The sequence below is a fragment of the Aquaspirillum sp. genome, assembly GCF_055136605.1.
The window spans coordinates 1-15,644 of sequence record NZ_JBSQVP010000003.1; the positions used below are offsets into that span (position 1 = coordinate 1).

The following is a 15,644-nucleotide window of genomic DNA, read 5'->3' on the forward strand; positions in this document are numbered from 1 at the left end:
ATTTTCAAAGCTAAAAATTTTCCGAATAGAGGCCTAATTTAAATTTCTTTCCTCTTTACTTTGTTAATTCGACTATTGGGAAGATTTTAAACCTTACCCGGAATTGATCGGCCAGCGATTGCCAAATTGATGCCAACGCTCAAAGGCGAGACCTGTATGCTCGATTTGGGTGCTAATGTCGATAGCTCACCCGCGCAGCTACTACAGTTTGCCATCATGGGGGCATCTCTGATTGGTGGCTTGCACAATAAAGCTGCGCCAACCGTCGGCTTGTTGAACATCGGTTCTGAAGACATTAAAGGCAATGATATTGTCAAACAAGCGGCGGAGTTACTCCGGCAATCGGCATTGAATTTCTACGGTAATGTCGAAGGGAATGATATCTACGCCGGCACCGTTGATGTGGTGGTGTGCGATGGCTTTACCGGTAACGTTGCATTGAAAACCTCAGAAGGTTTGGCCCACATGGTGGCAACCTTCTTACGCGAAGAATTCACCCGTACTTGGTGGGCTCGTTTATGTGCGCTGGCGGCCTTGCCGGTATTGCGCCATTTTAAAAAACGGGTTGACCCGCGCCGTTATAATGGCGCAAGTTTGCTTGGCTTACGCGGTATCGTGGTGAAAAGCCACGGCGGTACCGATTCGTTTGGCTTTCAGTGTGCATTGCAACAAGCGTTCGATGAAGTGCGTGCCAATGTAAGTCAACATATTACTGAACAGGTCGCACAACAGTTACAACACTGTGCGGCATCCGCAGACCTTCTCCAAACTGAAATCAGCCCATGACCTATGCACGTATTGTTGGAACTGGCAGCTATCTCCCTGAGCGTGTGCTGACCAATGCCGAACTTGCCCCCCGTATTGGCAGTGACGAAGAATGGATTGTCAGTCGTACTGGGATTCAGGCTCGCCACATTGTTGCGGATGATCAGAAAACCAGCGATTTAGCCGTGATTGCTGCTCAACGCGCTTTAGCCGCTGCCAATCTTGCTGCTACTGACATTGATTTGTTGATTGTTGCAACGGCTTCAGGGGATATGCAATTCCCCAGTACGGCAAGTATTGTGCATCAAAAATTAGGGATGACACCGCAAGCTGCCGCTTTTGATGTGGCGGCGGTGTGTGCTGGGTTTGTCTATGCACTCTCGACTGCGAATGCCTTTATCCGTAGTGGACAAGCGCATCGTGTATTGGTGATTGGGGCCGAGACTTTCTCGCGCATTCTCGATTGGAATGATCGTCGTACCTGTGTGTTGTTTGGCGATGGCGCAGGGGCGGCGGTGTTGGTGGCGGATGATGAGACAGGGATTCTCGGCTGTCACATTCACACGGATGGTCGCTTTGGGTCGATTCTGAATGTGCCAGCCAGCATGCAGCATGGACAGATTGTCGGTAGCCCTTATCTGTATATGGATGGTCAAGCGGTATTCAAATTTGCTGTCAAAGCCTTATCAGAATTAGCGGCTCGCACCTTAGAACAAGCTGGTTTTGCGCAATCTGAGCTCGATTGGTTGGTGCCGCATCAGGCTAACCTACGCATTATTGAAGCCACAGCGCGTCATTTACATTTGCCGATGGAAAAAGTGGTGGTTACTCTGCCACAGCAAGCCAACACCTCTGCTGCCTCGATTCCTCTGGCTTTAGATGCCGCAGTGCGCGATGGCCGGATTCAACGTGGCCAGTTAGTGATGTTAGAAGGCATTGGTGGTGGGTTTGCGTGGGGCTCGGTGCTGCTGCGTTATTGATTGTTCGCCTCATACAAAGGAAGAAAGATGGCATTTGCGTTTCTGTTTCCGGGTCAGGGTTCACAAAGCCTGAAAATGATGGATGGTTTTAGCGCCTTCCCATTGGTCAAAACCACTTTTGAAGAAGCCTCTGCTGTGCTGGGCGAAGATTTGTGGGCAATGTTACAGGCAGAAACGCCTGATGCGATTAACCGAACCGTGAACACCCAACCTTTGATGTTAACGGCAGGGGTGGCCATTTATCGTGCATGGTTGGCCGCCGGTGGTGCAAAACCGCAATGGTTGGCTGGACATAGTTTGGGTGAATATAGCGCCTTGGTGGCAGCAGAGAGTTTGGCTTTTGCTGATGCGGTCAAATTGGTGCGTTTACGCGCTGAGGCGATGCAAAGCGCTGTGCCCGAAGGCGCCGGTGCGATGGCTGCTATTTTGGGCTTGGAAGATGCAGATATTATGGCTGCATGTGCTGAAGCCGCACAGGGCGAGGTGGTGTCTGCGGTGAATTTAAATGCGCCGGGGCAAGTGGTTATTGCCGGACAAAAGACCGCCGTGGATCGCGCGATTGAGGCGTGTAAAGCACGTGGCGCAAAACGTGCTTTAGCTTTGCCGGTTTCAGTGCCTTCGCATTGTGCGCTGATGCAACCTGCAGCAGAAAAGTTAGCATTGGCATTGGCTGAGACGCCCCTCCATGCCCCAACGATTCCAGTGATTCACAATGCCGATGTGGCCTCGTACACCGAAGCCGCTGCCATTCGTGACACTTTGGCGCGTCAACTGTATCAACCGGTGCGTTGGACAGAAACCATCGCTTACTTAGTCGCCCAAGGGGTGACGCAGCATGTTGAATGTGGTCCAGGTAAGGTTTTGGCTGGTTTGGGCAAACGCATTGATAAAGCGGTCAATACTTTGGCTTTGACCGATGCAGCAGCGATTGAAGCGGCGATGGCCGCATTAGCGGAGTAATCAAGATGTCGATGCAAGGAAAAATCGCACTGGTCACCGGTGCTTCGCGCGGTATTGGTGCCGCCATTGCTGATAGCTTAGCGGCAGAGGGCGCGGTGGTGATTGGGACGGCTACGTCTGAAGCCGGCGCTGCTGCGATCAGCGAGCGTTTGGCGGCCAGCGGTGGCGTAGGCATGGTCTTCCGTACCGAAAGCGGTGCTGAAGGGGTGGATACACTCTTGGCTGCTGTCGAAGAAAAATATGGTGCAGTGGCGATCTTGGTGAATAATGCCGGTATCACCCGCGATCAGCTGCTAATGCGGATGAAAGACGATGATTGGGATGCCATTATGGAGACCAATCTTAAATCGGTGTATCGTCTCTCGAAAGGCGTATTGCGCGGCATGATGAAAGCGCGTTGGGGCCGTATCATCAACATCGCCTCTGTCGTTGGGGTGATGGGGAATGCTGGGCAGTGTAATTATGCTGCAGCTAAGGCCGCTATTATCGGTTTCTCGAAATCCTTGGCACGTGAAGTCGGTAGCCGCAATATCACCGTGAATTGCGTTGCACCGGGCTTTATTGCCACCGATATGACTGCTGCGCTACCAGAAGCGCAGCGAACAGCACTCGAAGGCCAAATTGCGCTGGGTCGCTTAGGTGAAGCACAAGATATTGCCGATGCGGTCGCGTTTCTGGCCTCTTCTCGCGCGGGTTATATCACGGGTACGACCTTGCATGTCAATGGTGGTATGTTAATGGTATAGTCGCTGTGCAGTGTTGCCAGCGCTTGTTGCACAAGCAATTGTGCGGATAAGCATTTTTTTTCTGGATTTTTTGTTAGAATGGCGCGGTTTTTTGCAGCCCGCCATAAAAAGGGAAAGGTTTACTCCAAATGGAAAACATCGAACAACGTGTTAAAAAGATCGTCGCAGAACAACTGGGCGTCAACGAAGCAGAAGTCAAAATCGACTCTTCTTTCGTCGATGATCTGGGTGCCGACTCTCTCGACACGGTGGAACTGGTGATGGCACTGGAAGAAGAATTCGGTTGTGAGATTCCAGACGAAGAAGCAGAGAAAATCACCACAGTGCAACAAGCTGTGGACTACATCAACAAGCACCAGAACCAGCAGTAATTCCGCTTGCCGGAATATCAACCTCTGCCGGTGTGCTGTTTGCACACATTCAACAACGGCAGAGGTTTTTTGCTGTCTGGCCAACTCAAACAATCGTTTTAGCTGTCAACAGCCTCCCACTGCCCGTTTCAATGTGCCTGTGGCAAGTGCGGTAAGATTTTCGGGCTTGTGGGTGACAGATGATGTCAAACAACGGCGTAAGCTTGGCTGGTTTAACCAGATTTAAGACACGCGGTCAAAGTTCCCCTTACATCAGTGGGATAGATGTCAATAAAGGAGTTTCCCTTGGCACGACGCAGAGTTGTGATTACTGGTCTTGGGCAAGTTAGCCCAGTTGGCAACGACATCGCGACTGGCTGGGCCAATATCGTGGCTGGCCAATCTGGCATTACCCGTATCACGCGCTTTGATGCCAGCGACCTTGCTTGTCAAATTGCTGGTGAGGTAAAAGGCTTTAACATTGGTGATTACATTTCACCAAAAGAAGCCCGCCGGATGGATGTGTTTATTCATTATGGGATTGCGGCAGCGTTTCAAGCGGTTGCCGATGCTGGGTTAGAAGACCTGCCCAATTTGGATAAAACACGAGTTGGGGTCAATATCGGCTCGGGTATCGGTGGGTTACCATTGATCGAAGAAACTGGGGTGGCGTTATATGAAGGGGGACCACGTAAAATTGGGCCTTTCTTTATTCCAGGTTCGTTGGTTAATTTGATTGCGGGTCATGTTTCGATCATCAAAGGCTTTCAAGGGCCAAGCTATGGCATCGTATCCGCATGTACCACTGGTGCACACTGTATCGGTGATGCGGCAAGATTGATTCAGTATGGCGATGCCGATGTGATGGTGGCTGGCGGTGCAGAAGGGGCGATTACCCGCCTTGGGATTGGCGGTTTTGCTGCCATGAAAGCGCTCTCCACACGTAACGATGATCCGGCAACCGCGTCTCGTCCTTGGGATACTGGCCGTGATGGTTTTGTGATGGGTGAAGGTGCGGGTGTGGTCGTATTGGAAGAATACGAACATGCGGTGAAACGCGGCGCCAAAATTTACGCTGAATTAGTGGGTTTTGGGATGAGCTCGGATGCTCACCACATCACCGCACCCAATGCCGAAGGCCCTGCTCGGGGTGTCTTGAATGCCCTGAAAGATGCAGGGATGGCGCCTGATGAGGTTGATTATGTCAACGCTCACGGTACCTCGACACCATTGGGCGATGCCAACGAAACCCGCGCGCTAAAAATTGCGTTTGGCGACCATGCAAGTCGACTGGCGATCTCATCGACTAAGTCGATGACAGGGCACCTCTTGGGCGGTGCTGGTGGTGTCGAAGCGGTGTATTCGATCTTGGCGCTGTATCACCAAATTGCGCCGCCGACCATTAACTTGTTCGAACAAGATATCGCTGGTGAATGTGATTTGGACTATGTGCCGAATCAAGCCCGCGACATGAAGATGAATGTAGCGATCTCCAATTCCTTCGGTTTTGGTGGCACTAACGGGACGTTGGTGTTCAAGAAAGTCTAAAAGACGCTGCAATTCGGGTGAATAGTTTGCCCACTCTGGCCGCCGTGATACGCTCACGGCGGTTTTATTTTTTCTTGGCTCTGCATGTTTACTCATACTTTCGCTGTCATTCCTGATTTGCACGCCCTGCATGCTCATTCTCCTGCGGTATTCCCGACTTTGCTGCAATCGGTGGCTCATCAGGGGTGGGATATTTTGTTTGCTTTGCCACGCCACACCCGCTTGTTTCAGCAACATGAGGGCAGTGAATTGCTCGCAGCTTTAGCCGCCTTGCCGGTGGTGGCAAATACCTCTCCGCTGAACACGCCTTTGCCTTTTACCGGTGGCTGGGTGTTTTATTTGGCGTATGAGGTGTTACATCAGTTCGAACCAACGGTACCAGCACCCCATGCCGATGCTTTTCCTTTGGCAGCCTTAGCGCGGATTCCAGCGGCAATTTTGGTCGATCGTGAACAGCAACAAGCCTATGCTGTCGCTGAAACAGAAGCTGAATTGCAACAACTGCTGCAGATGGTGTCTTCGGTACCGACTTGGCAGGCACCTGCCCTCACCATGACGGCATTGAGCGAAGACCCTCCCGAAGCGTTTGTTGAAGGTGTGGTGAAGGTGCAGCGTTATATCCGCGAAGGGGATGTCTTCCAAGTCAATCTCTCGCGACAGTGGCAAGCGACATTAGCTCCATCACAGCAAGCAATAGATGTCTTTGCCGCCTTACGACACGCCAACCCTGCGCCCTTCTCGGCGTTATGGCAATTTAATCCACATCAGGCAATTGTCAGTTCTTCACCTGAACGATTGGTACGGGTACGTCAAGGCTGGGCCGATACGCGCCCGATTGCAGGAACCCATCCTCGGTCGAGTGATCCGGAACAGGATGCCGCTTTGAAAGCCAATATGATTGGTAGCCTGAAAGAGCGTGCAGAGCATGTGATGTTGATTGATTTAGAGCGTAACGATTTAGGCCGGATTTGTGTGCCGGGGACGGTCGAAGTCGATGAGTTGATGACTGTCGCCAGTTATCCTTTTGTGCATCATATCGAATCGAACATCCGTGGGCGCTTACAAGCCAACATCAATGTCTTGCAACTGTTCCGTGCTTTATTCCCCGGTGGCACCATTACCGGTTGTCCTAAAGTGCGCTGTATGCAGATTATTCGTGAGTTAGAAACCACGGCTCGCGGTGCTTATACCGGCAGTTTGGGCTATCTCAATCACGATGGACGGTTAGACAGCAATATCCTAATTCGCACCTTTATGATGGAAGGCGATCAGCTGCGTTTCCGCGCTGGCGCTGGCATTGTGGCGGACTCCGATCCCGAACGTGAATTACAAGAAACCCGCCATAAGGCACGGGGATTGTTACGGGCATTGGGGGTCGATGGGCAAGATAGAGGCACGCTGGCCAAATGATACTGAACGCGGCATGATGCTGATTTTATCGCTTTGAGGTGGCGTCGTGATGTCCAGTTTGCCCTTGGTAGAAAAACAGCGTCTGCGTATTCGTGATTTTGTGACAGTGGATGGTGTGGCGTTACCAGATTTTGATTTAGGGTATGAATGCTATGGCACACTGAATGAAATGCGTAGCAATGCTATTTTAGTGTGCCACTACTTTTCTGGTAACAGCCATGCGGCGGGTCGCTATCAACCAGACGATCCTTTGCCGGGGTGGTGGGATAGTTTGATTGGCCCTGATAAAGCGTTTGATACCAATCAATTTTTTGTGATTTGTTGCGATACACTGGTCAACCAGAACCTCAATGCCATTGCCACCGGCCCTGCGGCGATCAACCCTGCCACCGGCTTACCGTTTGCGATGGATTTTCCCGAAATCACGATGCGTGATTTTGTGAATGCGCAACGTCAAGTCTTGCGTCATTTCGGGATTGAGTCGCTGTATGCGGTGGCAGGGCCATCAATGGGTTCGATGCAGGCCTTGACGTGGGCGGCAGCTTATCCTGATGAAGTCGGTAAGGTGATTGCGGTGATTCCGGCTGGCTTATCGTCAGATGCCTATTTAATCGAGCGAACCGAACAATGGGCAACACCGATTCGTCTGGATCCTAATTGGCAGCAAGGGCAATACTACGGTCAAACCCGACCTGAGCAGGGGTTGCAAGCGTGTATTCGTCAAATTGTGCTCGACGCACTGCACCCTGATTATCTCAACCCCATCTTTGGCCGTCGCAAAAACGACCAAGGTGAGTTTTCGATTCTCCATAGCTTGCAAAAGCGTGCGGCGGAGACGGCAGCATTGTCCGATCCCAATGCCATCTTGTATTTAGTACGGGCAAATCAACGCTATGACTTACTAGAAGATCTGCAACAAGGCGATGCGCGTACGATTACCGCACCCTTGCTGTTTATCGCTGCTGAGAGTGATTTGTTGTTATATCCAGAGCGTGCTTTGGCGGCAGCGAATTGGCTGCGAACACAGGGAAAAACTGTCTATTGGCTGACCTTGCAAGGCAGCGGCGGACATTTGGATGGTGTGAATGCAATTGCAGAATTAAGCGAAGAAATTCAGCAGTTCTTGTTGGCTTAAGCAAGACACACCCGCCGCCTAGGCGGCGGGGATTAGAGTGCGATATGTAGCAGAAATTGCTCGTGTAATAGCTCGTCAATTTCTTCAACGGGTAACGGACGGCTAAAGAAATACCCTTGGCCGCTTTCGCAGTTTTTATCGCGTAAGAAATTAAGTTGTTCGACGTTTTCAATGCCTTCGGCCACCACTTGCAGTTCAAGACTTTTAGCAAGGGAGATAATGGCCGAGGTAATCGCCGCATCGTCACGATCTTGATGCAAATCCATCACAAAAGAGCGGTCGATCTTGAGAATTCCAATCGGCAGCTGTTTTAGATAGGCCAACGAAGAGTAGCCTGTCCCAAAATCATCAATTGCCAATCTGACACCCAATTCTTTCAGCCGCGACAAGGTGCGGGCAGTGGCTTGGGCGTTTTCCATCGCTGCCGATTCGGTGATTTCTAATTCGAGGCAGTGTGCAGGTAAGTTGTGTTGTTCCAACGCATCGCGCACATTGGTCACAATATCATCTGACATCTTTAATTGGCGATGCGAGAGATTGACCGCCACTGGGCCGGGGAGACAGCCTTCGTCTAACCAGCGGCGCGCATCGGCACACGCGCGGTCTAATACCCAACGGCCAAGCAATACAATCAGCGACGATTCTTCCGCGATTGGGATAAATTCCCCCGGCGAAACAAAACCCAATTCTGGATGTTGCCAGCGCAGGAGTGCTTCAAGGCCATTCATCCGGCCCGTTCGCAGCTCATATTTGGGTTGGTAATACACCTGCATTTCATTGTTATTGATGGCTTGGTGCAAACTGGTTTCTAGCCGCATCCGTTCCAAGGTTGCCGTATTCATGTCGGCAGTAAAGAAACGGAACGTGTTTTTACCTTGTTCCTTGGCGCGATACATCGCGGTATCGGCATTCATCAACAGCGTTTGCACATCTTGACCATCTTCGGGATAGACACTGATGCCAACACTGGCTGTCACATAGACATCGTGTTCACCAATTCGCATCATGCCAGCCAGACTATCAATGATTTTTTTGGCAACTTGGGCGATGGATTGAATGTCGCGAATATCTTCCAAAATCACCGTAAATTCATCACCCCCCAAACGGGCTACGGTATCACTGTCGCGCAGCAAACTGGTTAGGCGAGTGGCGACGGTTTTCAATAGCTGATCGCCTGCCGCATGGCCAAGGGTATCGTTGACAAATTTGAAGCGGTCGAGATCGAAGAACATCAACGCCAACAGGCGCTGGTGGCGTGAAGCGGCGGCCAGTCCTTGATTCATCCTCTCCATAAACAAGGTGCGGTTAGGAAGACCGGTCAGCGCATCGTGGTTGGCAAGGAAATGTAGCCGTTCTTCAGCCAATTTCCGCTGCGTAATATCGGTGAAGATACCGGCAAAATGGGTGAAGTTGCCGCTGTTGTCACGAATACCGGTGATGGTTAAATGTTCGCTGTATAGCTTACCGTCTTTGCGGCGGTTGGTGACCTCCCCTTCCCACACGCCATGCTTGTATAAGCTGGCCCACATGTGTTGGTAGAATTCTGGCGGTTGTAAGCCTGAATTGAGAATGCGAGGGCTTTTTCCTAACACTTCCTCTTTGCGCCAACCGGTGATGCGGGTAAAGGCAGGATTGACGGTTTCGATAATCCCGTTGGCATCGGTAATCACAATGCCTTCTAAGGTTGAATCAAATACCTTGTCTGCTAAGCGCAGGTTTTGGCGCGACAGATTGAGTGCTTCATCACGTTCTTTAAGCGCATATTGCAGCTCGTTGACGTATTCATGCTCAATCGAGGTCAGAATGTCCGAAAAACTGACAACCCCAATTAAACCACCATGTTCATCGGTCACCCCGAGGTGGCGAATATGTTTTTCTGCCAATAATTTACGCGCGTAATACAAGCTAGAACTGGCACGGGCGGTAATCATGGGCCGTGACGCAATATCACCGACTTGGGTGATGGTGGTGCGTTGGTTGAGGTGCCACAACACATCGCGCTGGGTCAAAATGCCATAAGCACCATCATCGAAAAACACTACGATGGCTTCGAGATGCGCTGCTCGCATTTTGGCAACAGCATCAGCAAAGCTACAGCGTTCGCTGATCGGCTCGGGTGAGGCAAAGGGAATTGAATCAAGGCTTTTGAGTTTGAGGAAGAATTCCGCGCCCTGATTTAACACGACATCAGTTTGCGACAAAATCCCGCAATAGCTGCCTTCGGCATTGACCACCAGATAGTGTCGGATGCGTTCCTGTTTAAACCGGATGACCGCCTCAGAAAACGGTGTGCCAACGGCCAGCGTTTTGACGGGGCTGCTCATCACTTCAGAAATGGGACGCTCGAAGGTATGAGGATCGGCAAAATCAAGATCTAGCGCGTCCGCTTCGGTCCAGATACCTATTGCGCGCCCCTCGTCCATGACGATGATCGAGCCACACATGGCATCACGCATCATTTTCCCTGCTTCACTCAGGGTCGTGGTGGGGGGACAGGACAGAATAGAGGGTGAGATGACCTGCTCGACTGTCTTGTTAAGCACAAGTTTCATTAGGCTAAAGGCTCGTGGACAAAAAACTGTAAAAGCGGACGGCCATTATATCGAGATTCAAAACACTCATGACAACAAAAACTGCTTTGCATGACAATGCGCAAAAGAAATTTTCTGTGCCAAGTGTATCAATCGCAATTAAGGTTTATGTTTATTGGTATCTTTCTCGTCATTTGTTGGATTTTCAGTATTTGGCTGATTGTAATTGGCAGGAAAGCCAAAACCACTAAAAAGGTTTTTTGCTCTTTCTTGCATCTGATTTTGCATTTCAACAAACATATTGGTACTTTGCTCGAGATAGCTTGTCATCATATTTTGCATGGCAGGACCTTGGAATTTCATAAACTCTCCCCATAAATTGGGGCTGGTGAAGACATTATTTTCACCATAGACCGAGCGCGTTTGATCTTGCAGCTTTTGTTGCATTTGCGCGAACAGTTCGAGGTTTTTTTCCAAATACCCCCCCATCAAACCCTGCATCGCATTGCCATAAAAGCGAATGATGCGGGTCAATACATCGTAAGAGAACATCGGCACACCGCCGGTTTCCTCTTCCAAAATAATTTGCAGCAAGACACTGCGGGTAATGTCATCTTGTGTTTTGGCATCAATAACTTGAATTTCAACTTGCTCTAACACTAATTGTTTGACATCACTTAGGGTAATGTAGGAACTGGTGGCCGTATCGTACAAGCGGCGGTTGGGATATTTCTTAATCACACGTTTTTCATTGTTCATAATATTTTCCTCCGGAGTCTTTATATTCGTACTACTGGATCGAGCTGCGACTTTAGCATAAAAAGGTTTGTGCATCGCAGCTGTCATCTTACTGAAAAAACTTTGAAAACAAGGCGAATTTCTTTTGTGCGGTGCAATAATTTTGTTTGACGCTGCACGATTAGCCTGCCTACAATGGGTCTCTGTGAATGCTGCTGAACTTGGTAACATTCATGATGAGTTTATGCGTCCTGCCAATGTGTGTCGCGATTGTACTTGTGTGTTGTCGTATGTCGTCCTAGCTTAAATTAGGGCGATGAATAAATCGCTCTACTGCTTAGGAATGGGTCATCGTTAGAGAATGTGCTCTGGTTTCCCGCCTCCGCCAACCCCACTGTATCGGGGTTACTGATTAGCAGCGTAGTGCTTGGTAAGGTGCATCTCAACAGAATAGATCGCAAAGATCAAACAAATACCGTCACGGTTTCCGCTCAGCTAAAGGAGAAGTCATGTTTAATACCCCCGAACAGTTCACTAAAGTTTCTGCTAACGGCTTGCAAACTTTGTTGCGTTTTAGCGAAATTTCGCTCAATGGCTTGGAACGTCTGATTAAACTGCAGTTGGAAACTACCAAGCATACGCTGGAAGAACAAGCAAAATTGGCACAAGAATTTTCTTCTGTGTCCGACAACCAAGAAGCCATCAAACGTGTTAACCAATTGGCTGCGGCTTCGGTTGAGCAATTAGTGGCTGCTTCGCGCAACTTCTATGATGTGGTGTCTCAGACTCAAGGTGAGTTGTCCAAACTGGCGGAAGACAACCTGAGCGAGTTCAATAAAAATGTGGTCACCGTGTTAGATCAAATCGCACAAAATGCCCCTGCCGGCAGCGATACTGCAGTCAATGCCCTGAAATCTTCGATTGCTGCAACTGCCGCAGCGATGGACAGCATGACCAAAGCAGCCAAACAAGTGGCCGAATTTGCTGATACCAGCGTCAAGGCGGCCAGCACTGCCACTGCCGATGCAGTGAAAAACGCCAGCAGCAAAAAATAAGCCGAGCTTTCGTTAGGCCTACTAACCCGACTTCGGTCGGGTTTTTGTTTTTGTGGTGTGGTTTTGCTGCCAAAACGCTGTGGTATCCGATACGATAGCGTCAGATTGTGGTTTTTTAGAGAAAGGAGCGCGTGGAAAGTCGCCAATCCCGCTTTCTGCGCAGACAGTATGATCAAGATCAGCAGTGCATTTGATGCCGGTAGTATTGAAGTCATTGCCGCCGACGAATTTGAAGACATCCGCCTCCAATTACGGCCCGATTGTGCCGCCGATATTCGGCAATGGTTTTATTTTCGTGTGCAAGGGGCCGCTTATCAAAACTGTACACTGCGATTATTGAACGCAGCCGAGGCGGCCTATCCTGCTGGTTGGGAAGATTATCAAGCGATGGCTTCCTACGACCGCGTGAATTGGTTTCGGGTGCCCACTCGCTATGAAGCCGGTCAACTGATTATTGAGCATACTCCCCTTGCTAATAGTATTTATTATGCTTATTTCGAGCCCTATTCTTGGGAACAACACCTGAATCTGATTGGTGAAGTCCAAAGTTCTGGCTTGTGTCAGGTGCACGACCTTGGCAGTACGATACAGGGTCGAGACATGAATCTGCTTACTATTGGCCACGAGGTGAGCTCTGACTACAAAATTTGGGTGATTGCACGCCAACACCCGGGTGAAACGATGGCAGAATGGTTTGTTGAAGGGTTATTACGGCGCTTACTCGATTGGCAAGACCCTTTGTCTCGTGCCTTATTAGATCGTGCAACCTTCTATGTGGTGCCGAATATGAATCCCGATGGGGCAGTAGCAGGTAATCTCCGCACTAACGCGGCCGGTGCCAATTTGAATCGTGAGTGGCAAACCCCTTCGCTGACAAACAGCCCAGAAGTGTTGTTGGTGCGCGATAAAATGCTAGAAACCGGCGTTGACTTGTTTCTTGATATTCACGGCGACGAAGCGTTGCCGTATGTATTTGTTGCCGGTTGCGAAGGTAACCCCAACTACAGCCCCCGTTTAGCTGGCTTAGAGCAGCTGTTCAAACAGGCCTTTATGCAAGCCAGCCCCGATTTCCAAATTGAACAAGGCTATGCTCTGGATGCGCCTGGGCAGGGTAATTTGACCATGGCCACCAATTGGGTTGGACAACAGTTCGATTGTTTGGCATTCACTTTAGAAATGCCATTTAAAGACAATGCTAACTTGCCGGATGATGATTATGGTTGGAATGGGCAACGTAGTTTGCGATTAGGCGAGGCAATTTTGCATCCGATTTATCAGGTATTAAATCAGCTACGCTAAAATTTTTGCCGATTGCTGCTTTGGCATATTGCGCTAAGCCGTATTTTTCTTTACATTGACGTTAATTTTGCTGCAATGCAAAAGACCACCACCGAACCGGCCCGTGGTCCTAACGTCAACTACCCAGTGACGATCCTTCCCTGTTGGGGGCATCCCCCGACAGAGTGCCGAGACTCGGTTAAGCGCCGTGTCTTTCGGGCGCAATCGTGCCCTGACGCTGTTCGCTGTTTGCGAACACCCGACGACACGTCATGTGCAAGGAGATAAAATCATGACAGAAAATATGACCCCTACTGCTAGCCAAGCTTCACCTCGCCGTTTGCGTCCTGCCCCTGCCGTGGCACGCTGTGAGGCCTGTGGTGAGCATTTTTCTTACACCATCGGCAACCATCGCATTTGCCCGGCCTGTCGTAGTATGCAAAGCTTCGAGCAAGCTCGCGCCCGCTTAGGCGATCAGGTCTTATTCATGTGATCGATACAAGACTGACAACGCCCCGCATCATGCGGGGCGTTTGTTTTGTTAGAACGTAAAACGCATCGACAGGTCGATGGCTTGCACATGCTTGGTGAGGCCACCGATGGAAATACGATCTACGCCAGTGGCGGCAATCTGACGCACAGTGTCTAAATTAACATTACCCGAGGCTTCGAGTTGAGCACGCCCATTGGTGAGTGCAACAGCTTGGCGCAGTTGTGAATTATCCATATTGTCGAGCAAAATCAGCGTAGCACCGGCGGCTAAGGCTTCGGCCAATTCCTCGTGGTTTTCCACTTCAATTTGAACGGGAATATGCGGCGGAATGTCGCGTTTGGCTTGTGCTAACGCAGCATTGATGCTGCCTGCTGCTAAAATATGATTTTCCTTAATCAAGACGCCATCGTACAAACCAACGCGCTGATTCACCCCTCCGCCCACTGTGACCGCATATTTTTGTGCTAAGCGCAGGCCGGGTAATGTTTTACGGGTGTCCATAATCTGGCAGGGCAGCCCGGCAATCGCATCAACATAGCGACGTGTTTCGGTGGCGGTGGCTGATAAGGTTTGTAAGAAATTCAGCGCACTGCGTTCTGCGGACAGTAAAGCACGTGCAGGACCTTTAATGTGACAGAGTGTTGTATTCGCTGTTTGTGTTGAACCCTCGGCCACATGCCAATCTATTTCGCATGTGGGATTGAGCTGGCGAAAGCATTCGTTAAACCATGCTTGGCCGCACACCACTAAGGATTCTCGGGCGATGACTTGCGCGTGCCCTTGTCGATCAGCGGGAATCAGTGAAGCCGTGACATCACCACTGGCAATATCTTCTGTCAGTGCTTGAGCCACTTGCGCGGCAATAAGATGAAAAGCAGGAAGAGAAGCAGTCATGTTTTTGTATCAGAAGCAAAAAACGGATTGTATGCCATAGTTTGAGACGCTTTGCAGTATTGTGAGAGCCACATTATGAATTTCCCCGCCCATTTTTTTGATGCTTCCACGCAATATCTCGCTCTATTGCTGGTGTGTTTAGTTTTGTTAAAAGCCGTGTGGTCAATCCAATGGCGTAAATTAGACGCACGTGCTTTGAATGCATGGATGGGGGCGTGTGTTGTCTTGATGCTATTGTGGTCGCTGAAAGGTGGGTTTCAGCCTGGGTTGGCTTATCACTTACTTGGCGCCAGTGCCTTTACCCTATTAGCTGGGCCGGCGATGGCTTTGTTGGGGATGGCGATTGTATTGGCGGCGGTAACGGCCTATGGCATGGCTGATTGGTGGGCGTTTGGCCCGAATTTTTTGGTGATGGCAGGGGTGCCTGTGTTAATCACCCGCTATGGCCTGCAACTGGCACAAAAACATCTACCTGCTAACTACTTTATTTATATTTTCTTTAACGCTTTCTTTACAGGTGGGGTCAGTATGTTCTGTACTGGCCTCAGTGGTGTGTCTACTTTGGCGCTGGCTGGCGCTTATCCCGTTGACTATCTGTTTGGTGATGCGCTGGCCTTTTACTTTTTATTATCGTGGTCAGAAGCATTTACCACTGGGTTGTTGATTGCGATTGTCGTCGTTTACAAACCACATTGGATTATTACCTTTGATGATCGCCGGTATCTCTATGACAAGAAAGATGGCGGCGGTTAAAGGTGTGA

At 50.0% G+C, this 15,644-nt stretch carries 15 protein-coding genes; 12 read left to right on the forward strand and 3 right to left on the reverse strand.

Annotated elements, in window-relative coordinates:
* Positions 1 to 102 precede the first annotated feature (102 nt).
* The 8 genes from ACTBZS_RS00985 to ACTBZS_RS01020 all read left to right on the forward strand — a co-directional run bounded on the left by ACTBZS_RS00985 (position 103) and on the right by ACTBZS_RS01020 (position 7,894).
* Positions 103 to 786: a phosphate acyltransferase gene (locus ACTBZS_RS00985; protein ID WP_463043071.1), complete on the forward strand. Its 684-nt coding sequence runs from the start codon at positions 103 to 105 to the stop codon at positions 784 to 786.
* Positions 783 to 1,745, forward strand: coding sequence for a beta-ketoacyl-ACP synthase III (locus ACTBZS_RS00990; RefSeq protein ID WP_022652988.1), 963 nt, complete (start codon positions 783 to 785; stop codon positions 1,743 to 1,745). Before ACTBZS_RS00985 ends, ACTBZS_RS00990 begins: the two co-directional genes overlap by 4 nt.
* A 27-nt stretch (positions 1,746 to 1,772) precedes the next feature.
* A complete protein-coding gene (gene fabD, locus ACTBZS_RS00995; protein WP_460429347.1) occupies positions 1,773 to 2,705 on the forward strand; it encodes an ACP S-malonyltransferase in 933 nt (310 codons plus the stop codon).
* 5 nt (positions 2,706 to 2,710) lie between these two features.
* On the forward strand, positions 2,711 to 3,451 hold the full coding sequence (fabG, locus tag ACTBZS_RS01000; RefSeq protein ID WP_022652986.1) for a 3-oxoacyl-ACP reductase FabG: 741 nt from the start codon (positions 2,711 to 2,713) through the stop codon (positions 3,449 to 3,451).
* A 128-nt stretch (positions 3,452 to 3,579) separates the two neighbouring features.
* Positions 3,580 to 3,822, forward strand: a complete 243-nt coding sequence (gene acpP, locus ACTBZS_RS01005; protein WP_022652985.1) for an acyl carrier protein — start codon at positions 3,580 to 3,582, stop codon at positions 3,820 to 3,822.
* Positions 3,823 to 4,107: 285 nt separating this feature from the next.
* Positions 4,108 to 5,349: a beta-ketoacyl-ACP synthase II gene (fabF, locus tag ACTBZS_RS01010; RefSeq protein WP_460429349.1), complete on the forward strand. Its 1,242-nt coding sequence runs from the start codon at positions 4,108 to 4,110 to the stop codon at positions 5,347 to 5,349.
* Positions 5,350 to 5,433: 84 nt separating this feature from the next.
* Complete coding sequence (locus ACTBZS_RS01015; protein ID WP_463043025.1) at positions 5,434 to 6,759, forward strand: aminodeoxychorismate synthase component I; 1,326 nt, start codon at positions 5,434 to 5,436, stop codon at positions 6,757 to 6,759.
* Positions 6,760 to 6,808: 49 nt separating this feature from the next.
* A complete protein-coding gene (locus tag ACTBZS_RS01020; protein ID WP_022652982.1) occupies positions 6,809 to 7,894 on the forward strand; it encodes an alpha/beta fold hydrolase in 1,086 nt (361 codons plus the stop codon).
* A gap of 32 nt (positions 7,895 to 7,926) precedes the next feature.
* Here ACTBZS_RS01020 and ACTBZS_RS01025 read toward each other — a convergent pair whose 3' ends face one another.
* Both ACTBZS_RS01025 and phaR read right to left on the reverse strand, forming a co-directional pair.
* Positions 7,927 to 10,446, reverse strand: coding sequence for an EAL domain-containing protein (locus ACTBZS_RS01025; RefSeq protein ID WP_460429352.1), 2,520 nt, complete (start codon positions 10,444 to 10,446; stop codon positions 7,927 to 7,929).
* Positions 10,447 to 10,584: 138 nt separating this feature from the next.
* Positions 10,585 to 11,271, reverse strand: coding sequence for a polyhydroxyalkanoate synthesis repressor PhaR (gene phaR / locus ACTBZS_RS01030; RefSeq protein ID WP_460429353.1), 687 nt, complete (start codon positions 11,269 to 11,271; stop codon positions 10,585 to 10,587).
* Between the two features lie 401 nt (positions 11,272 to 11,672).
* On the opposite strand from phaR, the gene ACTBZS_RS01035 reads away from it, so the two are divergent.
* The 3 genes from ACTBZS_RS01035 to ACTBZS_RS01045 all read left to right on the forward strand — a co-directional run bounded on the left by ACTBZS_RS01035 (position 11,673) and on the right by ACTBZS_RS01045 (position 13,989).
* A complete protein-coding gene (locus ACTBZS_RS01035) occupies positions 11,673 to 12,218 on the forward strand; it encodes a phasin family protein (RefSeq protein ID WP_460429354.1) in 546 nt (181 codons plus the stop codon).
* Positions 12,219 to 12,386: 168 nt separating this feature from the next.
* Positions 12,387 to 13,517, forward strand: coding sequence for a M14 family metallopeptidase (locus tag ACTBZS_RS01040; RefSeq protein WP_463043026.1), 1,131 nt, complete (start codon positions 12,387 to 12,389; stop codon positions 13,515 to 13,517).
* A gap of 271 nt (positions 13,518 to 13,788) precedes the next feature.
* Positions 13,789 to 13,989 (forward strand): hypothetical protein, encoded by a 201-nt coding sequence (locus ACTBZS_RS01045; RefSeq protein WP_022652977.1) that lies wholly within the window; start codon positions 13,789 to 13,791, stop codon positions 13,987 to 13,989.
* 48 nt (positions 13,990 to 14,037) lie between these two features.
* Here the strand turns inward: ACTBZS_RS01045 and nadC are convergent, their stop codons facing one another.
* A complete protein-coding gene (gene nadC / locus ACTBZS_RS01050) occupies positions 14,038 to 14,883 on the reverse strand; it encodes a carboxylating nicotinate-nucleotide diphosphorylase (RefSeq protein WP_463043027.1) in 846 nt (281 codons plus the stop codon).
* A gap of 75 nt (positions 14,884 to 14,958) precedes the next feature.
* Between nadC and ACTBZS_RS01055 the strand changes: the two genes are divergently transcribed.
* Positions 14,959 to 15,636, forward strand: a complete 678-nt coding sequence (locus ACTBZS_RS01055; protein ID WP_460429357.1) for an energy-coupling factor ABC transporter permease — start codon at positions 14,959 to 14,961, stop codon at positions 15,634 to 15,636.
* Positions 15,637 to 15,644 lie beyond the last annotated feature (8 nt).